The organism is Candidatus Binataceae bacterium, from assembly GCA_035500095.1.
Classification (GTDB): Bacteria; Desulfobacterota; Binatia; order Binatales; family Binataceae; genus JAKAVN01.
The window spans coordinates 41,000-63,407 of sequence record DATJXN010000005.1; the positions used below are offsets into that span (position 1 = coordinate 41,000).

The 22,408-nt window shown below is 64.9% G+C and carries 17 protein-coding genes; 8 read left to right on the forward strand and 9 right to left on the reverse strand.

Annotated features, from left to right (window positions below; translation table 11 throughout):
* Positions 1-11: 11 nt before the first annotated feature.
* Both VMI09_00625 and VMI09_00630 read left to right on the forward strand, forming a co-directional pair.
* Positions 12-854: an SMP-30/gluconolactonase/LRE family protein gene (locus tag VMI09_00625; GenBank protein ID HTQ23168.1), complete on the forward strand. Its 843-nt coding sequence runs from the start codon at positions 12-14 to the stop codon at positions 852-854.
* Positions 855-882: 28 nt separating this feature from the next.
* Entirely contained in the window at positions 883-2,211 is a 1,329-nt protein-coding gene (locus VMI09_00630) for an aminopeptidase P N-terminal domain-containing protein (protein HTQ23169.1), read from the forward strand.
* A gap of 7 nt (positions 2,212-2,218) precedes the next feature.
* Here the strand turns inward: VMI09_00630 and VMI09_00635 are convergent, their stop codons facing one another.
* The 7 genes from VMI09_00635 to VMI09_00665 form a co-directional block, all read right to left on the reverse strand.
* Positions 2,219-3,406: an acyl-CoA dehydrogenase family protein gene (locus VMI09_00635; protein ID HTQ23170.1), complete on the reverse strand. Its 1,188-nt coding sequence runs from the start codon at positions 3,404-3,406 to the stop codon at positions 2,219-2,221.
* 45 nt (positions 3,407-3,451) lie between these two features.
* The gene (locus VMI09_00640) at positions 3,452-4,645 is read right to left on the reverse strand and encodes an acyl-CoA dehydrogenase family protein (protein ID HTQ23171.1); all 1,194 of its coding nucleotides are present in this window, start codon (positions 4,643-4,645) and stop codon (positions 3,452-3,454) included.
* 198 nt (positions 4,646-4,843) lie between these two features.
* Positions 4,844-6,289, reverse strand: coding sequence for an aldehyde dehydrogenase family protein (locus tag VMI09_00645; GenBank protein ID HTQ23172.1), 1,446 nt, complete (start codon positions 6,287-6,289; stop codon positions 4,844-4,846).
* A gap of 440 nt (positions 6,290-6,729) precedes the next feature.
* Positions 6,730-6,975: a hypothetical protein gene (locus VMI09_00650; protein ID HTQ23173.1), complete on the reverse strand. Its 246-nt coding sequence runs from the start codon at positions 6,973-6,975 to the stop codon at positions 6,730-6,732.
* A 96-nt stretch (positions 6,976-7,071) separates the two neighbouring features.
* Positions 7,072-10,230, reverse strand: a complete 3,159-nt coding sequence (locus VMI09_00655) for an efflux RND transporter permease subunit (GenBank protein ID HTQ23174.1) — start codon at positions 10,228-10,230, stop codon at positions 7,072-7,074.
* Positions 10,227-11,279: an efflux RND transporter periplasmic adaptor subunit gene (locus VMI09_00660; protein HTQ23175.1), complete on the reverse strand. Its 1,053-nt coding sequence runs from the start codon at positions 11,277-11,279 to the stop codon at positions 10,227-10,229. Before VMI09_00660 ends, VMI09_00655 begins: the two co-directional genes overlap by 4 nt.
* A 363-nt stretch (positions 11,280-11,642) precedes the next feature.
* Positions 11,643-13,400, reverse strand: coding sequence for a CocE/NonD family hydrolase (locus VMI09_00665; protein HTQ23176.1), 1,758 nt, complete (start codon positions 13,398-13,400; stop codon positions 11,643-11,645).
* 472 nt (positions 13,401-13,872) lie between these two features.
* On the opposite strand from VMI09_00665, the gene VMI09_00670 reads away from it, so the two are divergent.
* Positions 13,873-15,147 carry a sigma 54-interacting transcriptional regulator gene (locus VMI09_00670; GenBank protein ID HTQ23177.1) on the forward strand — a complete coding sequence of 425 codons (1,275 nt, stop codon included), beginning with the start codon at positions 13,873-13,875 and terminating at the stop codon, positions 15,145-15,147.
* Positions 15,148-15,270: 123 nt separating this feature from the next.
* Here the strand turns inward: VMI09_00670 and VMI09_00675 are convergent, their stop codons facing one another.
* Complete coding sequence (locus tag VMI09_00675; GenBank protein HTQ23178.1) at positions 15,271-16,452, reverse strand: acyl-CoA dehydrogenase family protein; 1,182 nt, start codon at positions 16,450-16,452, stop codon at positions 15,271-15,273.
* A gap of 236 nt (positions 16,453-16,688) precedes the next feature.
* On the opposite strand from VMI09_00675, the gene gloA reads away from it, so the two are divergent.
* The 4 genes from gloA (at position 16,689) to VMI09_00695 (ending at position 20,167) form a co-directional block, all read left to right on the forward strand.
* Complete coding sequence (gene gloA / locus VMI09_00680) at positions 16,689-17,357, forward strand: lactoylglutathione lyase (GenBank protein ID HTQ23179.1); 669 nt, start codon at positions 16,689-16,691, stop codon at positions 17,355-17,357.
* 440 nt (positions 17,358-17,797) lie between these two features.
* On the forward strand, positions 17,798-18,673 hold the full coding sequence (locus VMI09_00685; protein ID HTQ23180.1) for a hypothetical protein: 876 nt from the start codon (positions 17,798-17,800) through the stop codon (positions 18,671-18,673).
* Positions 18,649-19,152: a hypothetical protein gene (locus VMI09_00690; GenBank protein HTQ23181.1), complete on the forward strand. Its 504-nt coding sequence runs from the start codon at positions 18,649-18,651 to the stop codon at positions 19,150-19,152. The genes VMI09_00685 and VMI09_00690 overlap by 25 nt, the downstream gene beginning before the upstream one ends.
* Positions 19,034-20,167: a choice-of-anchor D domain-containing protein gene (locus VMI09_00695; protein ID HTQ23182.1), complete on the forward strand. Its 1,134-nt coding sequence runs from the start codon at positions 19,034-19,036 to the stop codon at positions 20,165-20,167. Before VMI09_00690 ends, VMI09_00695 begins: the two co-directional genes overlap by 119 nt.
* A gap of 106 nt (positions 20,168-20,273) precedes the next feature.
* Here VMI09_00695 and VMI09_00700 read toward each other — a convergent pair whose 3' ends face one another.
* Positions 20,274-21,107: an alpha/beta hydrolase gene (locus tag VMI09_00700; GenBank protein HTQ23183.1), complete on the reverse strand. Its 834-nt coding sequence runs from the start codon at positions 21,105-21,107 to the stop codon at positions 20,274-20,276.
* 261 nt (positions 21,108-21,368) lie between these two features.
* Between VMI09_00700 and VMI09_00705 the strand changes: the two genes are divergently transcribed.
* Positions 21,369-22,403 carry an LLM class flavin-dependent oxidoreductase gene (locus VMI09_00705; GenBank protein HTQ23184.1) on the forward strand — a complete coding sequence of 345 codons (1,035 nt, stop codon included), beginning with the start codon at positions 21,369-21,371 and terminating at the stop codon, positions 22,401-22,403.
* Positions 22,404-22,408 lie beyond the last annotated feature (5 nt).

Here is a 22,408-nt window from a genome sequence, read left to right on the forward strand (position 1 = left end):
GGAGGAGAGCCATGCGACAGTTCAAAACCCTGCTCGACAACCTGGCCTTCGGTGAAGGGCCGCGATGGCACGACAACAAGCTCTACTACTCCGACATGCACGCCCATACGGTGAATGCGGTCGATTTGCAGGGGCACAACACGACGATCGCCGAGGTCGCGGCGTGGCCGTCGGGCCTGGGATGGCTTCCGGACGGGCGGATGCTGGTGGTTTCGATGACCGACCGCAAGCTCTTGCGCCAGGAAGCCGGCGGGCTCAAGATGCACGCCGACTTGACCGGGCTTGCATCCCATCACTGCAACGACATGGTGGTCGACAGCCGCGGCCGCGCCTATGTCGGCAACTTCGGCTACGACATCATCGCCAACGCACCGCAGAAGCCGGCGGAAATGGTGATGGTCGAGCCCGACGGCGCGGCGCGCGTGGTCGCGCGCGATCTCGCGTTTCCCAACGGCACGGTGATCACGCCCGACGGCAAGACGCTGGTGGTGGGTGAGTCGATGGGCCATCGGCTGACCGCGTTCGACGTCGCCGCCGACGGTTCACTCAGCAATCGGCGCGTGTGGGCCGACCTGGGCGAGGGCGTGCCCGACGGAATCGCGCTCGACGCTGAAGGAGCGATCTGGGTGGCCTCGCCGTTCACGCACGAGCTTCTGCGCGTGAAAGAGGGCGGGCATGTCGCCGAGCGGATCAAGCGCGAGCAGATGCCGATCGCGTGCATGCTGGGCGGTCCCGCGCGCCGCATGCTCTTTTTGCTGACCTCCGAATCGATCGATCCTGAAGTGCTGCGCGCCAAGCGCAACTCGCGGATCGAAACGACCGAGGTCGAGGTCGGCGGCGCGGGCCTTCCGTAGGCGGCGCCGCAAAACCAGGGGCGGCGGCTTGAGTGCGGCGAATCAAAACGGCCGGGCGGAAATCTTAAGGGATCGGCGCGCGCGCTTCATGGCCGGAATTGGCGCCGGGGCGGTGGCGATTCTCCCGAGCGCGCCGGTCGCGATTCGCTCCAACGACGTCGAATTCATCTTCCGCCAGGACAGCGATTTCTACTACCTGACCGGATTCGCCGAGCCCGAGTCGGTGGCGTTGTTCGCGCCCGGTCACAAGGATGGCGAGGTCGTGATGTTCGTGCGGCCGCGCGACCGCGAGCGCGAAACCTGGACCGGACGGCGCGCCGGAATCGAGGGCGCGATGCTCGAGTACGGCGCCGACAAGGCCTACGTCATCGACGAGCTCGACCGCGTACTGCCGCGTTACCTCGAAGGCGTCGAGCGCGTGTACTACCCGCTCGGCATCAACGAGCGGATGAATGCGCGCGTGCTCGAGCTGATGCGGGGGGCGCAGGCAATGCGCCCGCGCACCGGCTCTGGACCGGTGGCGATGCTCGATCCGCGCGAGCTGATTCATGAGGCGCGCCTTAAGAAGCGGCCCGAGGAGCTCGACGCGATGCGTCGCGCGATCGCGATTTCAGGCGAGGCACACAAGGAGGCGATGCGCCGGGCGCGGGGCGGCATGATGGAATGGGAAGTCGAGGCGCTGGTCGACTACACGTTTCGCTCGCGCGGCGCGGCCGGGCCGAGCTACCCGTCGATCATCGCCTCGGGCCCCAACGCCGCTACGCTTCATTACATAAACAACGATCGTTGCATGCTCGGCGGCGACCTGCTGCTGATCGACGCAGGATGCGAGGTCGATTTTTACGCCTCCGACGTGACCCGCACCTTCCCGGTCGGCGCGCGCTTCAATTCCGCGCAGCGCGCGCTCTACTCGGTCGTGCTCGCCGCGCAGCTCCGCGGAATCGACGCGGTAAAGCCGGGCGCGCGCTTCGACGACGTGCATGAAGCGGCGCTCCGCGTGCTGGTCGAGGGCATGATCGACCTGGGGCTCATCAAGGGTCCGCTCGACGACGCGCTCGCGACGGCCGCCTACCGCCGCTACTATATGCATCGCACCAGCCACTGGCTCGGGATGGACGTGCATGACGTGGGCCTCTACCGCGTCGGCGGAGAGTCGCGCGCGCTGGAGCCCTCGATGGTGCTGACGGTCGAGCCGGGAATCTACATCGCGCCCGACGACGAGAGCGCACCCGAGGCGATGCGCGGCGTCGGTATCAGGATCGAAGACGACGTTCTGGTGACGGCGGACGGCCATGAAGTTCTTACCGCGGCGATTCCGAAAACGATCGACGAGGTCGAGGCCCTGACCGCGGCGTAGTGAAGCTCTAGCTGCCCTTGGGCAATCCCAATACGCGCTCGCCGATGATGTTGCGCTGGATCTCGCTCGAGCCGGCCGCGATCGTGAGCCCGCGCGAGGCGAGCAGCCGGTAGAGCCATCGCCCCTCGGCGATCGCGAACGGCGCGTCGAGTTCGATCTGGCCGTACGCGCCGAGCAGCTCGGTCGCGAAGGTGTTTATCGCGAGGTTTACTTCGGTCGTCACGACCTTGACGATCGAGCTCTCCGGCCCGGGCGGCAGGCCCTTCAACTGGCGCGTCAACTGGCGCAGGTTGAGCAGCCTGAGAGCGCTGACATCGCAGGCGAATTTGGCGACCTGCTGGCGGACGTCCTCGTCCTCCCATGCGGCGCGGCCATTGCGCCTCACCGTTTTTGCCAGTTCCGCCAGCTCGCCGATGCTGTTGTCCAGGCCGCGATAGCGCCGTTCGTACATCAGCGTCGTCAGCGCGACCAGCCATCCGTTGTTCTTCTCGCCGACCACGTTCCTCTTGGGCACGCGCACGTCCTCGAAGAAGACCTCGTTGAAGCCGGTGTCGCGCGTCATCTGGGTCAGCGGACGCACGGTGATGCCCGGGCTGTGCATGTCCACGAGGAGGTAGCTGATGCCCTTGTGCTTGGGCGCGTCGGGGTCCGTGCGCACGAGCAGAAAACACATATCGGCGTGGTGCGCGTCGGAGGTCCAGACCTTCTGCCCGTTGACGATGAAGTCGTCGCCGTCCTCGACGGCGCGGGTCTGCAACGAGGCGAGGTCGGAGCCCGAGCCGGGCTCCGAGTATCCCTGGCACCAGATTTCTTCCGCCGCGAGCATCGGCGACATGTAGCGGCGGCGCTGCTCCTCGGTGCCCCAGAGCATCAGGGTCGGTCCGACGAGGCCGATTCCCTGGGCGTTGACCAGCATCGGTCCGCGTGCCCGCTCGAGCTCCTCCTGGTAGATCATCTGCTGGGTGAGCGTCGCGCCGCGTCCGCCATACTCTTTCGGCCAGTGCACCGCGACCCATCCGGCCGCGTGCATCTTCTTGTGCCAGGCGACGCGCCGCGTCCATTCGTCGCCGGCCTCGCTGTGCATGAATTCGAGCGAGAATCGGTTGCGCCGTTCGCCGGCGGGCAGATTCGCCTCGAGCCACGAGCGCAGCTCCTTACGAAACGCTTCGTCCTCCGCGCTGAGCTTGAAATCCATCGTATCTAGTTTTTTGCCTTGCTTTTTCGCGGGCGCCCGCCGCGCTCAGCCCTTGGGCAGGCCGAGCACGCGCTCGCCGATGATGTTGTGCTGGATCTCGCTGGTCCCGCCGGCGATCGTGTAGGCGCGAGCGCCGAGCATCCGGTAGCTCCAGACGCCGCGCCCGAGCGCGAAAGGCGCCTTGTGCTCGAGCTGGCTGTAGGGTCCGAGCAGCTCCATCGCGAACTTGGTCATCCGCAGATGAAGTTCGCTCGAGCCGAGTTTCATCACTGAACCCTCGGGTCCCGGCGGGCGTCCCTTGAGCCGGCGCGTGATCTGGCGATAGCCGGTGTACTTGAGCGCCGCCGCTTCGGCCGCGAATTGCGCGATCCGCTGGCGCACGCCCGTGTCGTCCCATGCGCTGCCGCTGCCGCGGGGCATTGCCTGCGCGAGGCGCGCCAGCTCCAGCACCTGGTTGGTGTTCATGTTGGGGTCGCCGACGCCGGTGCGCTCGAACATCAGCGTCGTGATCGCGACCTGCCATCCCTGGTTCTTCTCGCCGACGATATTCTTGCGTGGGACGCGCACGTCCTCGAAGAAGACCTCGTTAAAGCCGCGCTCGCCCGTGATCTGGGTCAGCGGGCGTACCGTGATACCGGAGCTGTGCATGTCCACCAGGATGTAGCTGATGCCTTTGTGCTTGGGCGCGTCGGGAGCGGTGCGCACGAGCAGGATACACATGTCGGCGTGATGCGCGTCGGAGGTCCAGACCTTCTGCCCGTTGATGACGAAGTAGTCGCCGTCCTCGACCGCGCGGGTCTGCAGCGAGGCGACGTCCGAGCCGGAGTTGGGTTCGGAGTATCCCTGGCACCAGATCTCTTCGGCCGCGAGGATCTTCGGCACGTGGCGTTTTTTTTGCTCCTCGGTGCCCCACTGGATGAGCGTCGGGCCGACCAGCATCGTGCCGAGCTGGTTGACCAGCGCCGGCGCGTGCGCGCGGCTCATCTCTTCGCCATAAACCAGCTGCTGGGTAAGCGTGGCGCCGCGGCCGCCGTATTCCTTCGGCCAGCTGATGCCGACCCAGCCGCCGGCGTGCATCTGCTTGTGCCACTTAAGCCGGCGTTCCCAGTTGCTCTCGTTTCCTTCGGCGAAGGGCTCTTCGGCGTCCTCGCTGCGCTCGCGCCGCGGCAGATTGGCCTCGAGCCAGGTCCTGAGCTCCGCGCGGAAAGCCTCGTCGTCTGCGCTGAACTTGAAATCCATGGGGCCTCGCTATTCCAACGCGATACTCGTGCGGAATCCGCCGAAAATACTCGCACAGAATCATCGATCGGCGCAAAAAGCCGCGAGGCGGGCGGCGCAAAATGCCGCAAGCGGCTCGCCGCCCGAAACATAGGGTTCCCTCCTCCTTTCAGGGAGAGGGGTTAGGGGTGAGCTTGCCCGGTTTGCCGCGCGGAGGCTTCAGGAGCGGCCGCGCAGGCTCAGCACCAGCATCCGCGGCTCGGTCATCGACTCCATCGCCCAGCGCACGCCCTCGCGGCCCAGCCCCGAGCCCTTCACGCCGCCGAACGGATAGGTGTCCACGCGGAAGACGCCGGTGTCGCCGACGATCACGGCGCCGGCCTCGATCTCGCGAAACGCCTTGAAGGCGTGTTCGAGATTGGGCGTGAAGACGCCCGACTGCAGGCCGTAGGGCGAATCGTTGGTCAGCGCGATTCCCTCGGCGAATGAATTGATCGGCTCGACCGTCGCGACCGGTCCGAAGATCTCTTCGCACCAGACGCGCAGCCGATGGAGCTTCGGCTCGGAAAGCTCGACCAGCGTCGGCGCGATCACGTTGTCGACGCGCCGGTCGCCGGTCAGGATTCCGGCGCCGGCCGCCTTGGCCTCGCCGATCCATTCCATCACGCGGTCGGCCGCCGCGCTCGAGACGAGTGGGCCGACCACCGTCCGCTCGTCCATCGGATCGCCAACGCCGAGCCGCTCGGTCGCATCGATCAGGTGCTTGAGGAACGCGAAATAGACGTTGCGATGGACGAAGATGCGCTGGACCGAGAGGCAGACCTGGCCGGCGTTGACGAACGCGCCGCGCGCCGTGCGCGTCGCGGCGTATTCCAGGTCGGCGCCGTCATCGACGATCAGGGCGCCGTTGCCGCCGAGCTCGAGCGCCACGCGCCTGGTCCCGGCAATCGCCTTGAGCGCCCATCCGACCTTGGCGCTGCCGGTGAAACTGACCATCTTGACCCGTTCGTCGGTGGCCAGGCGCTCGGCGACCGGCGGGTCGGCCGAAACCACGTTGAGCGCGCCCTTGGGCAATCCTGCGCCGGCGGCCAATTCGGCCAGCATCAGGGCCGGCCCCGGACACTGCGGCGGCGGCTTGACCACGATCGTGTTGCCGGTCGCGATCGCCGGGGCGACCTTATGCGTGACGAGGTTGAGCGGAAAGTTGAACGGCGCGATCGCGGAGATAGGGCCGATCGGGAAACGCTCGACCAGTCCGACCGCGCCGGCATTTGCGGCCTCGAAATCGATCGGCTCGGCGTTCTCGCCGAAACGTTTGACCTCTTCGGCGGCGAGCGCAAGCACGCCCACCGTGCGGCCGACCTCGGCACGGGCGTAGTCGATCGGCTTGCCCGTGCCGAGCGTGATCGCGCGTTCGAAGTCTGCGCGACGCTCGGCCACGCCGCGGCTCATCGCGTTCAGAATGTCGGCGCGCCGCCCGCGTCCCATCCGGCGCGTTTCCGCATAGGCGCGCGCTGCGCTCGCAATCGCCGCGTCGATCTCGGCCTCGCCGGCGCGGGCGACCGTGCCGACGACCTCGCCGTTGAAGGGATAGCGCAGGTCGTAATGGTCGGAAGTATCGACCGCCTGGCCGTCGATAAAGAGCGGATATGCCGGAACCGCCATGACAAGGACCTCCCGCAAAGCCCCCCGCCGCGAGCCTTTTGGCCGCGCTTATTTATCGCGCACTTGCGCGCAGCAAAAAAGAGCTTCGGGGGCCTGGCCGGCCTCCTCAAACCGGCAGATCTTCCTAAATCGGACTGGCCTTCCCAAACTGGACAAGTTTTGCCGATCTCCAGCCCCAGCGCATGAATCAGCCGTCCGTAGCCGACGAAGGTCACGATTCTGAAGCCCAGGTCTATGATCTCGCCTTCGGTAAAGTGCTTGCGCAAGCCATCGAAGGTCTCCTGCGAGGCCTGCCGATGGTCGCCGGCTAATATTGTGGCGAAGCGAATCGCCGCTTTTTCCTGGTCAGTCAATTTGCGGCTGCTTTCGAAATTGGGCAGCTCGGCGATCAGTTCCTCGGTCAGTCCTTGTTGCCTTGCCAAGGCAAATCGGGCGCCCATTCACAACGCGCACTCGTTCTTTTCCGCGACCTTCAGCCGCGCGAGCTCGATCAGCTTCATGTTGACTGCGCCGCGCGTCGTGCTCACCAGGGGGAAGTAGAATTTGATGAAGTCCTTGAAGACCTCGGGTGCGTGGGCCAGGACCTGCACGAATCCGGAGCCGCCGAGTTCCACGTCGTACTCGTGCATCACGGCTTGAAGCTCCGGATCGATCCTTTCGAACGGGAGAGAACTGAGCCGCGCCATCGGTGGCCTCCTTCGCGGGCGTCCATTGCGACTGGCCCTACTTATCGCGCACTTGCGCCCGGCAAAAAAGAGCGCGGTGGAGGCGGACGGCGCGCGCTAGGACGCGGCGCGCCGGCGCGGCGGCGCTTCTTCGGTACGCCTGCCGCCCGGCAGCAGATGAGGTTCGGTCTCGCCGCGGCGCCGGCGCCGCAATGACGTGACCCAGTCGTGGAACGACTCCATGTAGGTGTAGATGACGGGCGTGATGTACAGCGTGAGCAGCTGCGAGAAGAAGAGCCCGCCCACCACCGCCACGCCGAGCGGCCGGCGCGAGTCGGCGCCCGCGCCGATCCCGAGCGCGATCGGCAGCGTGCCCATCAGCGCCGCCATCGTGGTCATCATGATTGGCCGGAAGCGGACGATGCTGCCCTCGAAGATCGCCTCGGCCGGGCTCTTGCCCTCGGTGCGCTGGGCGTCGAGCGCGAAGTCGATCATCATGATGGCGTTTTTCTTGACCAGGCCGACCAGCATGATGATGCCGACGAAGGCGAGCAGGTCGAGGTCCATGTGAAAGATCATCAGCGTGAGCAGCGCGCCGAAGCCGGCCGCGGGCAATCCCGAGAGGATCGTCACCGGATGGATGAAGCTTTCGTAGAGCACGCCGAGCACGATGTAGATGACGAGGATCGCCATCACCAGAAGGAGTCCGAGGTTGCGCATCGAGGACTGGAATTCCTCGGCAGTGCCCTGGAAGCCGGTGCTGATGCTCGCCGGCACGGTGTCAGTGGCGAGTCCCTTGACGTCGGCGAGCGCTTTGCCCAGCGAGACGCCGGGCGCGACGTTGAACGAGATGGTGACAGAGGTGAGCTGGCCCGAGTGGTTGATCGCAAGCGGCCCCAGCGTGCGCTGCAGGCGCGCGACGGTATCGAGCGGGACCAGGGCGCCGTTTTGCGCGCGCACGTAAAGCAGCGCGAGCGTCGCCGGATTGGCCATGTACTGCGGCTCGACTTCCAGGATCACGTGGTATTCGTTGTTGGGCGCGTAGATGGTCGAGATCTGGCGTTCGCCATAGGCGCTGTCCAGCGCGTCCTCGATCGATTGGGCCGAGATGCCGAGCGAGTGGGCCTTATCGCGGTCGATTACGACGTTGACCTGAGGATTGGAGATCTGGAGATCGCTGGTTATGTCGGTCAGCTCGCGCATCCCGTGCATCTTGTGCTCGAGGATCTGCGCGTACTTGTACAATTCATCGGTGTTGGGACTTTGCAGCGTAAGCTGGTAGGTGGCTTCGGTGAACTTGGCGCCGATCTGGATCGGCGGCGGATTCTGCAGAAACGCGATGATCCCCGGGACCGCGGCGAGCTTGGGCCGCATCTCGTCCATCACCTGGTCCACGCTCAGCTTGCGCCCGGGGCGCGGCTTCAGATGCGCGAACAGGATGCCGGTGTTGCCGGCGCCGCTGAAACCGGTCGCGCCGGCGCTGGAGAAGTAGGTGGTGACGTTGGGATCGCGGCGGATGATGTCGGCGAGCGCCTCCTGATGCTTCACCATCGCGTCGTATGAAATTCCCTGCGCCGCCTTGGTGAACATCAGCACCTGGCCCTGATCCTCGCTGGGCAGAAAGCCCTTGGGGATCACGGCGAGCAGATAGAGCGTCCCCATCAGCAGTCCGACTGCCAGCGCGAGTGTCGCCCGGCGGTGGCGCATCACCACGGTCAGGCTGCGGCGGTAGCCCTCGAGTATGCGGTCGAAGCCGCGTTCGATCGTCATGTAGAGGCGGCCGTGGCGCTCGCCCACGTGCGGGCGCAGGAAGCGGCTGCACAGCATCGGCGTGAGGCTCAGCGAGACGAAGCCCGAGACCAGGATGGCGGCCGCGATGGTGACCGCGAACTCATGCAGCAGACGGCCCATGATCCCGCCGAGAAAGAGCACCGGGATGAAAACCGCGGCCAGCGAAAAGGTCATCGAGAGAATCGTGAACGCGATCTCGCGCGAGCCGTCGAGCGCCGCCTCCATCACGCTCTTGCCCATCTCCATGTGGCGCACGATGTTTTCGAGCATCACGATCGCGTCGTCAACCACGAAGCCGACCGACAGCGTGATCGCTAGCAGCGAGAGATTGTCCACCGTGTAGTTGAGCGCCCACATCACCGCGAAGGTCCCGATAATCGACATCGGCAGCGCGGCGCTGGGGATAACGGTAGCGGAGAGATTGCGCAGGAACAGGAAAATCACCATCACGACCAGGAACACGGTCAGCAGCAGCGTGAACTGGACGTCGGAGACCGAAGCCTCGATCGAATCCGCGCGCGAGTAGAGGTTGGTGATGCTGACCGAAGCCGGCAACTGCTCGCGGAACGAGGGCAAGAGGCGATAGATCGCGTTGACCACCTCGACCGTGTTCGTCCCCGGCTGGCGCTGGATCGCGAGCACCACCGCGCGCTGGTCGCCGACCCATCCGGCCACCTTGTCGTTCTCGACGCCGTCGAGCACGCGGCCCACTTCCTCGAGCCGCACGGGTGCGCCGTTGCGGTAGGCGACGATTACCGGCCGGTAGGCGGCCGCGTTGGTAAGCTGGCCGTTGGCATGGACGGTCACCGCTTCATGCGTGCCGTAGAGCGTGCCGGTCGGCAGGTTGACGTTGGCGTTCTCGACCGCCTGCGCAACTTCGTCGATGCCGATTCCGCGATAGGCGAGCGCTTGCGGATCGACCTGGATGCGCACCGCGTATTTCTGCGATCCGTAAACCACTACCTGCGCCACGCCGCTGATCATCGAAATGCGTTCGGCGAGGTAGGTTTCGGCGTACTCGTCCACCTGCGAGAGCGGAAGGGTCGGCGAGCTGAGCCCCAGATAGAGCACGGCCTTGTCGGCCGGGTTGACCTTCTCGTACGACGGCGGACTCGGCATCCCCTGCGGCAGCAGGGAGAGTGCCGCGGTGATCGCCGCCTGCACGTCCTGCGCGGCGGCGTCGATGCTGCGATCGAGCGTGAACTGGAGCGTGATGCTGGTCTGGCCCTGCATGCTGGTCGAGGACATCTGGTCGAGCCCGGCGATGGTCGAGAACTGGCGCTCGAGCGGCGTTGCGATCGACGAAGCCATCGTCTCGGGGCTGGCGCCGGACAGAGAGGCATTGACCACGATGGTGGGGAAGTCAACGTTGGGCAGATCGCTCACCGGCAATTGCCGGTAAGCCATCAGTCCGAAGAAGACGATCGCCAGCGAAATCAGCGTCGTCATCACCGGGCGGCGGATGAAGCCTTCGGCCAGGTTCACGAAGGCACCTGCTGCGCCGGTTGATCGAGTCCCTGTTTGACCTTCACCTTGGCGCCGGGAAAGAGGCGCAGTTGGCCGTCGGTGACCACCGTCTCCCCGGCTTTCAGACCGCTCTTGATCACAGTTTTGCCGTCGAGTGAATCGCCCACGATCACCGGCCGCGCCTTGGCTGACATATCGCGTTCGACCACGAACACGAACGATCCGTCCTGACTTGTCTGCACCGCCTGCGACGGCACCAGAATTGTGTCCGGGAGCTCGCTGAGAGTCAAAGTGACGTCCACGTACTGGCCGGGCCAGAGCCGTTCTTCGGCGTTCGCGAACAAGCCCTTGAGCTCGAACGTGCCGGTGGTGGCGTTGACGGTGTTGTCGATAAAGCTGAGCGTGCCGTTCTCGGGCGCGGGCTCGAGTTCGCGGCTGCGCGGCCGCGCGAGCACGGCAAGCTGATGCCCGTTCATGTCGCGGCGCACCTCGTCGAGATCCTTCTCGGGCACGTTGAAATCGACGTAGATGGGTTTGATCTGATTGATCGTCACGATCGCGCCGGTCGCGTCGTTGGCCTTGACCAGGTTGCCCGGATGCAGCATCAGGTTGCCGGTGCGTCCGTCGATCGGTGAGCGGATTTCAGTGTAATCGAGGTTGATCTTCGCCGTCTGGACGGCGGCTTCGTCGGCCATCACGGTCGCCCGCAAGGCCTGCGCGGTGGCATGGGCCTGGTCAGATTGCTCGCGCGAGCCTACGCCCTGCTCGAGGAGGTAGGCGAAGCGCTTCTCGTCGTTGGCGGCCTGCGCCATCTGCGCGCGGTCGCGGGCGAGATTAGCCTCGGCCTGACGGAGCGCGGCTTGGAACGGCCGGGGGTCGATCGTGACCAGTAGGTCGCCCTTTTTCACGTCCTGGCCTTCGTGGAAATGAGCCTCTGCGATCTTGCCGTCCACCTGCGAGCGCACCGAGACGGTCGAGTAGGCCTCGACCGTGCCGATCGCATGGAGCTGGACCGGGACGGTTTTGAGCATTGCCTGTGCGATGAGTACCGGGACGGGCCCGCTCATGAAACCGCCGCCTGCCCCCTGAGAGTCCGATTTCGAGCACCCGACCAAGCTGGCGGCGATCGCGAGCAGGACCGCGGCGGCGCGAGCCGCGACGCAAAACGATCGACCGGCGGGGCGGGCGATTCGATCGAGGGCGAACGGGATCGGCTTGCCGTGATTGTGAGCGGGCGAGCACGGTCGGCCCGACAGGCTGTGTGCGGTCAAATTAAGTCTATCCTCGCAGTCCGTAGTCCAAGCTTCGCGAAGTCTTCGAAGTCCCGGCTTTACGCGCAAACTCCTGCAGATACTATCAGGCTTGGCGAAGGCGAGGAAAATCGCCCCCGCACCCGCCCAGGTCATCGATTTGGTTGCAGACGCACGCTCTCAGCGAGGAATCACCGGCAGTACGACGCGCGAGCCGTAGCGGCGGTCGTGGAAGACTGCCTGATGCGCTCGCTCGAGCGCGGCGTCGGCAAAAAGCTCGTGCCCGGTGTTGGGATTTCGGTCGTAGCGGGGAAAGTTGCTCGACGAAACCTCGAGCCGCAGGCGGTGCCCGGCCTTGAACAGATGGCTCGTGGCCCAAAGGTCGAGCCGGTATTCGTACACCCGCTCGGGCACGATCGGCGATGGTGCAGAGAGCGAGTCGCGAAACCGCGCGCGCACCACGCCCTCGACGATATTCTGCACATAGCCGTCCGGACGCACGTCGCAGAGCTTGGCCGTGAAGTCGGTGTCCGGCGCTGACGACGCCGCGTACAGAACCATCGTCACCGGCCCCGTCACTTCCAGGTCGCTTGCGAGCGTCTCGCCGGTATAGACCAGCACGTCGCTGCGCTGCTCGATCTCGCGCTGATCGAAGACTCCGGCCTTAAGTCCCAGCGTCGTACCGCCGCGCGTCGGGACCGGATCGGCGGGGTCATAGACGTATCGGTCGGCCGGCTCGTCGCCCGGGCGCGCGGAGCCGAGCGTTCCATCGCCCGCGAGGGTATTGGCATGTCCGCCGCTGTGCAGGAACATTTCGGCGTATCGCGTGCGCGCGAGCGGCCATTCGTCTTCGTCACGCCATCGGTTCTCGCCCATCACGAACAGCCGTACCGGGGGCTCTTCGATCACTCCGTTTTGCGCGTCCTTGAGAAAGTGATCGAACCATCGCAACTGGAACGCGTGCAGTTCGATTGCCGCCTCCGGGCCGAAGTCGATATCTCCGGTGCCGCGCGAGGTGGGAATCGAATAAGGCAGCAGATGCGCCCAGGGACCCATCATCAGTTTCTGCGCGCGCCGCGTATTTGGGCTGCGCGCGCCGTCGCGCATCCCGAGATACATCGCAAACGTGTCGTACTGGAAAGCGTCGTACCATGAGCCTACGTGAAGCATCGGCGTGTCGAACTCGCCGAAGCGCGGACGCAAGTCGGTCGCGGCCCAATAGGGACCCTCCGTCGAATGACGAAGATAGTCGGCGAAAAACGGAGCGCCGTCCTTCAAGCGCTCGCCCCAATCGCGGACCGGCAGGTGGTGATAGGCCTCGCGCTTGAGCGGAGCCATCGGGATGTCCGGGCGCGAGACATAGCTGTCCAGCCGCGCTCGATGCTGCTCGTAGATGCCCTTGCGCGCCAGCGTGTCGCGCGCCATGAACATGAAGTACGCGAGCATCCATCCCAGCTCGAGCGCGCCGCGCCGGTAGGCGAAATTCTCGAAATAGGTGACTGGGGCCGAGACGGGCGCGGCGACGCGGAGATGCGGCGGGCGCACAACGGCGGCGTAATACTGCACCAGCGCAAGATACGACTGCCCGACCATCCCGACCTTGCCGTCCGACCAGGGCAGCGCCGCCGCCCACTCGACGGCGTCGTAACCGTCGTGCGCTTCGTGGATGAACGGGTAGAACTCGCCTTCCGAACTGTGACGTCCTCGGGTGTCCTGCACGACCACGACATAGCCGCGCGGCGGGAAAAAATCCTTCTCGGTCAGCGCCATCCCCGCGCCCTTGTCATAAGGAGTCCGCAGCAGCAGCACGGGAAAGCGGCCCGGCGCGTCGGGCCGATATACGTCGGCCCGAAGCGTTACGCCGTCGCGCGTGCGCATCGCCTGATCCCTTTCCACCAGGACCTTGTAAACCGGTTCGCTCGGATTCGGATTCGCCATCGTTGTCGCCTCGGCGGGCGCGTCGCTGCCTTTGCACGGGCGACTTTCGGACGCGCCTGCTGTTTCGGTTCGGGTCTGGACTTAACCAAGGATGTAGAACATCCGCTCGCAAAAAAGCCAGCGAGTTTTCCGATCGGATGAGAGACATCCATGCGCATGGACTGCGCTTCGCAGCCACAGAAATTGAGCGGATTGGACATGTCTCGGATCAGTTCATCGGATCGGTTCGACGGAATATTCGCTTCCTGTCGTTTCTGCCGTACCGAGCGCACGGATGAGTAATTTCGCCGTTTCAACTTTTCGTCGCGGGCAAGGGCAAACGCGACCCCTGCTCCGCTTGTTTGGGTTCTACCGCTCCGCTCGCTTGGTATCCGCCTTGCACGCTTATCGATTCGCTGCCCCGGAGCATTTGCGGGACAGGCTTTGCGGGGATTCGGCGGGGATTCGGCGGGGATTCGAGATGAAAGACGGGATGAAAGATCGGGCGAACACGGAAATCGCCACAACCGGCGAGGCGCGGGCGAGCGCCGAGCGGATATGGGTTGCGCCGGCGTTGACGCGGTCGATGGAGCCGCTGCTGGCCGGCCTCGGTATCGAGTTGCTTGAACCGGGCGAGCGCGATCGCGCGACGATTCGGATGGAACTGGCCGCCGGAGAGGCCGGCGTCTCTGCAGGACGCGTGCGAATCGAGAGCGTTGGCGGCCCGGCGCATGGAAAAGATGTGCAGAATCTGCAGGATTCGCGGAATCTGAAGGAGGCGATCGAATTCGACGGGCCCGGCGTCTGGGCTGCGGCGAGCTTTGTGGTGTCGCAGGTTTTCGGGCTCTCGCCGCCGCTGTTGACCGCCGATCCGGCAATGTTTGCGGTCATTCGCGCGGCCGCGCGCGCCGGCCAGGTCGACTCGCCGATTCTGGTCACCGGTGAGACCGGCACCGGCAAAGAATTGCTGGTGCATCTGAATCCACGCCGCGAGCCGGGCATGGGCGGATTGATTTCCGTCAACTGTCCGGCGCTCAACGGCGCGATCCTGACGAATGCGCCGCGCGACACCGAAAGGTTCGACGAAGAAGGCCGGCTCTGCGAATTGTGCGCCACCGCAGACGCCACGCTCTTTCTCGACCAGGTCTCCGAACTCTCGCGCGCTACGCAGACGCGCGTCTTGCACGCGATTCTGCACGCCGGCAATGCCGAGGCGAATGATTCCGCCGGGCAGTTGCGGACGGGTGCGCGCCTGGTCTCGGCGACCAACCGGCCGTTGGCGCCGATGCTGCTCGGCGGCGAGTTCAGACGCGAGCTTTACGATCGCCTTTCCGTGTTGACGCTTGGCGTGCCGCCGCTCCGCGAGCGGCGCGGGGATATTGCGATGCTCGCGGAGAGCTTCCTGCGCCTGGCGGCGCCGCAATTGCGCTTCTCGCCCGGGGCGCTCAAGGCGCTCGCCAACTATTCGTTTCCCGGCAATGTGCGTGAGTTGCACAACCTGGTAACGCGATTTGCGATCATGCAGCGCGACGCGGCGAACCGCCTTATCCACGCCGCCGACGTTCGCCCTGAACTGGCGGGCGCTCCGCTCGGGCCGTCGATATGGAAGTCGAGCCCGTTCCGGATGCGGCGGGAGATGGTGTTGGAGGCGCTGATGGTCTGCGGCGGTGACCGGGCCGCGGCCGCGCGCAAGCTGGGCATCAGCGTCCGCGCGCTCCAGCAGCACGTGGCGTCGGGCGCTGGCCCCGGTGCGCCTCGCGCGCGCTAGAGCCGATGCGCCTCGCGCGCGCCAGAGCTAGACCGCGAGGTAATCCGCGGCGGAGAAGGCCGAACCGCTGCGAACCCGGGTCCGATCGCGCTCGCCGCGGATGCTGCGCGAGCGCTACGCGACCTATCCTTTGGGCAGGCCGAGTACGCGTTCGCCGATGATGTTGTGCTGAATCTGGTTGGTTCCAGCGTAGATCGTCGGCCCGCGGGCCGCCAGCATCCGATGCGACCACACGCCGTGGTCAATTGCGAACACCGCGCCGTTCTCGAGCTGGCTGTACGGCCCCAAAAGCTCCATCGCGAACATCGCAATCCTCAATCCCAGTTCGGTCGCGCAGAGCTTCATCAGCGAGCCCTCGGGCCCCGGCGGCAGACCCTTGAGCTGGCGTGTCAGGTTGCGAAAGGCCGTGTACTTTATCGCTTCGACCTCCATCGCAAACTGCGCGATTCGCTGCCGCACGCCGGTGTCGTCCCATGCGCTCCGCCCGTTGCGCACCAGCTGCTTCGCGAGCGCAGCCAACTCATGCACCTGCCGCATCATCCCGCGGTCATGACTGCCCGATCGCTCGAACATCAGTGTGGTGATCGCGACGTGCCATCCCTGGTTCTTCTGTCCGACGATATTCGTCTTGGGCACGCGGACATCCTCGAAGAAAACCTGGTTGAAGCCGCGCGCGCCGGTCATCTGGACCAGCGGCCGCACTTCCACTCCGGGCGTCTTCATATCGACCAGCAGGTAGGTGATGCCCTTGTGTTTGGGCGCCGCGGGGTCGGTGCGGGTGAGCAGAAATATCCAGTCGGCGTGATGCGCCGCGGAGGTCCAGATTTTCGATCCGTTGACGATGAAGTAGTCGCCGTCCTCCACCGCGCGCGTCTGCACCGAGGCCAGGTCTGAGCCCGAGTTGGGCTCCGAGTAGCCCTGACACCAGATCTCCTCGGCGGTGAGAATTTTCGGCACGTGGCGGCGCTTCTGCTCCTCGGTGCCCCAATGAATTAGCGTGGGGCCGAGCAGCGAGACGCCGAAGCCGACGAAAGGCACGATGGTGCCCGCGCGTTCGAGCTCCTGCTCATAGATGAGGTTCTGCATCAGGGTGGCGCCGCGGCCGCCGTACTCTCTGGGCCAGTTAAGACCGATCCATCCGCCCTCGTTGAGCTTGCGATGCCATCGCAGGCGCGCATCCCAATCGCCGTCGGCTTCGTCCGCGAGCGCCTCGCGCAGCGGAATTGCGTATTGCCGGTTTGCTTCGAGCCAGGCGCGGAACTCGACGCGGAACGTCTCATCGTCGGGGCTGTAGTTGAAGTCCATTTGACCGACCTCTGAGCTCCTCCTGCGTACCGCTTTCATCGCGATACGCAAGGGTTGTCGAAAAATGCATAGCACATCCGGTTTCCAAAGCCTTGTCTTCGCCGCGCGATTGACATGCTGCGGCCAATCGCGGAAAAAGAGCCAGGGGCAAAGAGCCAACAGGCGGCCGCCGGCGAAGCGGAATAGACGCGCAAGACGGACGGGTAAGGGAAAAGCGAAGAAGCGAGACGTGAAAGGTGAAAGTCACGCTCGACCTTCCCGCTGACGTTTTCGACGGCGCCTTTACCGAGGACCGGTTCGCCGAACGCGTGCGGCAGTGGGCGATCCTGGTCCTGCTTGACGCGCATCGCCTGCACGAACACGAGGCGGCAAAGATCCTCGGGGTCGAGCGCTGGGAATTGGTCGCGCGGATGGAAGCCGAGGGCATGCGCCCGACGGAGAAGGTGTTCGAGGAAATCCGCGGCGAACTTGGCCGCGCGGTCGCCGCGCGCGGCGAGAGGTCGCGACAAGGGAGAACAGTGATGCGCTTTCTGCACACGATGATCCGGGTCAACGATCTCGACCAGACGCTCAAGTTCTATTGTGGCCCGCTCGGGATGAAGCTGCTCAGCCGCAAGGACTACCCCGACGGCAAATTCACGCTCGCGTTCGTCGGCTACGGCGACGAGAACTCCAATACGGTAGTCGAGCTCACTCACAACTGGGACACCAAGAGCTACGACCAAGGCAGCGCGTTCGGCCATCTGGCGATCGGCGTGGACGACATCTACAAGACCTGCGACGAGCTCAAGCGCCAGGGCGTCAAGGTCACGCGCGAGCCCGGCCCGATGAAGTTCGGCAGCACGGTAATCGCGTTTGTCGAAGATCCCAACGGCTACAAGATCGAGCTGATCGAGCGCAAATAGCCCGGCGCGAACGCTTCAAACGCCCAGCGAAATGCGGGAGGGGCCGGCGGCGGTTCGATGAAAGCCGCGGCCTATAAGAAGCCCAGCGAGATGGCCGTGAGCGACGTGCCTGGCCTCGAGGCGTGCTCTGCCGCCTGCTCGATCCGCATCGAGCGCCGCGCCGATACGCTCACAGCGTCCAGTTTCCATCGATGCCGACATTATTCGAGCGGTACGCCCGCCCAGACGCGGTGCATAATACTCATCAAATATCCAAGCGAAATAACAAATAAGTAAACGGATGCTCGCCGGTCGCGGCGGGACAGCTTCGGATCGTTTCTTGCGGCCTCTGCCGTCGCATCACTCTACGGTCAGGAGTTGTCTCGAAAATGACTTTTCATCCGGTGCCCCCGGATTCGCGACGCAATAGTGGTTTTTTTCTGGCTACTCTCGTCGGCGCTATGGCAATTGGGCTGGTGTTGTCACCTGTGCGCCCGGTCGATGCGGGCACACCCGGAAGCACCGGTGATACGACCGCGGATCGCGAGCTTGGGCAGACCGATTTCACGCACACCATGTTCGATTTCGGGGGCGCGGCTGCGCTTTCCGGTCTCTCGGGGGTGGCGGTTGATTCGTCCGGGCATCTGTATGTCAGCGACTCGATTAACAATCGCATCCTCGGATGGACCAGCGCTGGCGCATTCGCGAACGGCGACCCTGCGCAGCTGGTAATCGGACAGCCTGACTTCTACAGCTATCGATGCGACGACGGGACCGCGGTCGGCGACGTCGAGGGGACCGGCGCGGACAGCCTATGCGGACCCGAAGGGAGCGCGGTCGACGGCGCCGGCAATCTCTACGTTGCCGACACGATCGACAGCCGGGTGCTGGAATTCGCGAGACCCTTTCTAAGTGGCGTTACGAGCGGCCAGTCGGCGGCAGCGGTTTTCGGTCATCACGGCAGCTTCGTCGCCACGACCTGCAACGACGGTGGTGCCAGCGCCTCGAACCTTTGCGATCCGCGCGGCCTTGCGCTGGACGCGGCCGGCAATCTGTATATCGCCGATAGCGGCGAGAGCCGCGTCCTCGAATATAATACCCCCCTCAACCCGAGCAGCGGCGAAACGGGCGCCGGAGACACAATCGCCGACGCGGTGTTCGGCCAGAACGGTATCTTCGGGACCAGGGGTGCAATGATGGCACTGCCGTGGGCGACGTCGGCGGGCGAGGCCGCGATTCCCTGTGCGGTCCGGTCGGTGTCGCCATCGACGCAAACGGAAATCTTTACGTATCCGACACCAACAACAATCGCGTGCTCGAGTACAACACGCCGCTGAACCCGAGCAGCGATGACCCAGGCGCCGGCGATGCGATCGCCGACAATGTCTTTGGACAAAACGGCAGCTTTACCACTGGTGCGGGCAATGACGGCACCGGCGTGGGCGATGTCGGCGGACTAGGTCCCGACAGTCTTTTCGAGCCGCAAGGGCTGCTCGCCGAGGGTGCCGGCAATCTCTACGTTGCCGATGCGGGCAACAACCGCCTGCTGGAGTGCAACACGCCGCTTAACCCCGCCAGCGATGAAACCGACGCCGGCGACGCGGTGGCGGACACGGTGTTCGGCCAAGGCGGTAGTTTTCACGACCGCGCTCTGCAATGGTTCCGACAGCGATCTGGTGGCCGGCTTCGGCGTCATGATCGACGCGAGCGCCCTCTGCTTTCCGGCCGCCGTGGCGCTCGACTCGACGGGCAATCTTTACGCCGCGGACTCGGACAACAACCGGATGCTCGCCTTCAATACGCCGCTCAATGCTAGCAGCGGCGAGCCGGGCGCCGGCGATACGGTCGCCGACCGCGAACTTGGCCAGATGGATCTCGTCCACAACATGGAGAACTTCGGCGGCGCGCAGGCGCTGGAGTTGGCCAATCCGTCGTCCACCAACGTCACGGCCGCGAATCCCGCGATCGACGCTACTCCAACCGCGACGGCAACCCCGTCAGCGACCGCGACGCCCACGCCCTCTGCGACGGCCACGCCGGCTCCCACGCCGACGCCAGCGTCAACACCGACGATTTCGACGCCGACGCCAACGCCGACTCCGGTGCCTGGCGGAAGGCTCTCGGTCGCCTCGTCGCTGACATTCGGTCCGGTGGGTATCGGCGTGTCTCCTAAAACCGAAGTGTTGAAGGTCCACAATCTCCATCGGCGCAAGACACTTACGGTGTCGCTCGCCGCGCTGGCGCCGCCCTTTGCGTTGCTCTCGGGAACGGGGCCTTTCGCGATCGCTCCGCTGCATGCGAAGTCCGTGAGGATCGAGTTCACGCCGGCCGCGGCCGGCAGAGCGGTTGAGAATCTGAACCTCATAAGCAGCGACCCGCGTCATCCAACCTTCACGGTCGCGCTCGCGGGCCGCGGCGCCGGAGGGCATCTGACGGTCAATCTGCAAGCGCCATCGCCGCCAGCGACGCTGCGGACGCTCGTCTTCGGCGCGATACCGGAGAACATGGCGCTCGCGCGGCGCTTCAGCACAACCAACACCGGACTGGGAGTGCTGACCGGCAGCGTCGATGCGTTCGCCGGCGGGAGTCCGTTCAGTCTTACCCTGGGCGGCGGAGCGTTCACGCTCCTGCCCGGACAGAACCTAAAGATCGGCGTGCGATTCGCGCCGACGGCCGCAGGCAAGGCGAGCGGAACGCTGACTATAACGGACGACGCGCCGGGGACCCCACCGTCGGTGAGTGTCCTCGTGACCGGCCGCGGAAAATGGTCCGAAGAGCGGCCGCGCAAGAGGCCTGGCGAACCTCTGCACAAGCCAAGGTTGTCATTCTGAGCTTGCGAAGAATCCCGAAAAAGCCCGGCACCGGGACCCATTCGCTAGAGCAGCTTTCGCTCAGGGTGACACAATCCGGTGACACCCCGCCTTCTGCAGAGGTGGCCTAGAGGCCGAAGAAACTCTTGATCGCGTCCAGCGCTTCCGGCTCGACCAGCGAAGGCGCGTGCGCGACGCCGGGAACCTCGACCAGGCGCACGCCGCGCTGCACCTTGACCATCCGCGCAGCCGTGTCGCGCGAGAGGATGTCGCTCTCGACGCCGCGCACGATCAGGATCGGCGCGATTACGCGATTATACGGCAGCCACAGATCGATCGGCCGCGCCGCCGAGCCGCCGCGCGGGGGGCGCCGCACCGCCGGATCCATCTTCCACGTGAGCCCGCGGTTTTCGGCCGGCTTGACCGACCATCGCACCCACTCGCTTAGCTCAGCGTCGGAAAGTTTTGCCGCCGGCGGGTAGGTCGCGCGATAGTAGGCCGAGACCTCGGTCATGTCCTTGAAGCGCTCGGGCGCCTGGCTTACATAGGCCATGATTCGGACGAGGCCGGCCGGATCGATCTCGGGCCCGATGTCATTCAGCACCAGGCGCTCGACGGTCTCCGGATAGCCGCCGGCATACATCATCGAGATAATCCCGCCCATCGAGGTTCCGACGAGGCTTACGCGTTTGATCCCGAGCGCGTCGAGGAATTCCTTGAGGTCGCTGACGTAGACCTGCGGATTGTAGTCGAGCGGAGCGCCCCACGCGCTGTCGCCGCGGCCGCGGACGTCCACTGAGAGCACGCGGTAGCGTGCGGCCAGCTGGGGGGCGAGGGCGTCGAAATTGTGCGCGTTGCCCGTCAGTCCGTGGATACAGACCAGCACGGGCTTTCCCTCGCCGCCGAAGTCGAGATAGTGCAGCTTTAAGCCGCCGGCGAGCTGAAACTTGTCTTCTGGCATCTCGGCAAAACTCCTCGCGGCGGCGCCGCGCTGCAAAATCTGCGATTTGACCAGCGACTCGCGCTCGTAATCCGGGTTTAACGAACGGACGAAAAGTCCGAACTAAAGAAGGGCCCGGACGAGGGTAAGACTCTTCAGCAATCGGGCGTCGATTTCAAGTTCCGCCGCGCGCGCCCGCGCGTGCGCGCCGCCGCGCCATTTTGCATCCCGATTCATTTTGGACAATTAATGGCGGAAACCGGCGTGACGGGAGATCGCATGATGAAATTCGGTATCGGCCCCTTCAATCTGCAGGCGCCTCACGGCTCTGGCAAGCCGCATACGCAGGTTTACCGTGAGATGCTCGAGCAGGCTGAACTTGCGGAGGAACTGGGTTTCGACTCCGCCTGGCTCATCGAGCACCACTTCAAGGAAGACGGCGAGTGCCCGTCGGTGCTGCTTACGGCGGCCGCGATGGCGGCGCGCACCAGCAAAATAAAGATCGGCACGGCGATGCTCCTGCTGCCGCTCCATCGCCCGGTCCGCGTCGCCGAGGACGTTGCAGTACTCGACAATATCGCCAATGGCCGCCTTATCGTCGGAGTCGCGGCCGGCTACCGTCCGATCGAGTTCGAAGGGTTGGGAGAGGCGCGCAAGGGGCGGGAGGCGCGGATGGAAGAGCAGCTGGAAATCCTGATCAACGCCTGGACCAGGGATTCGTTCGCGCACAACGGCAGGCACTACCAGTTTCCGGAAATCTCGGTGATGCCCAAGCCCGCCCAAAAGCCGCATCCGCCGATCTGGATCGGCGCTTCGACCGAGGGCGGCTTTCGCCGGGCGGCGAAATGGGCGGACGCGCTTTGCTCCTCGCCGCGCCATCACCTGAGCGATCTGAAGAATCATTATGCCAGTTATCGGCGCTATCTCGGCGAATTTGGCCGCGAGGAGGTCTGCACGCCGGTCATCCGCGAGGTTTATTGTGCCGAGACCATGGAGCGCGCCGAGCGTGAGGGCGGTCCTGGGATGATCTATATCCAAGCCGGGATGTACGGACGCTGGGCGCAGGTGCGCGAACTTAAGGACGACCGCGGCCGGCCGGTTGCGGGCGCCGGAGGCGTAAGCCTGGAAACCTTCCGCGAGCGCTTCATCCTGGGCGATCCGGACCATTGCATCCGCGAGATCGAGAAATACCAGCGCGAACTCGGGATGGATTACCTGCAGTGCATGATGGACTTTCCCAACGTGGATGCGGAGTTGACGAAGAAGTCGATGCGGCTGTTCGCGCGCGAAGTGATGCCGCACTTCAGGCCGCGCTGACGATA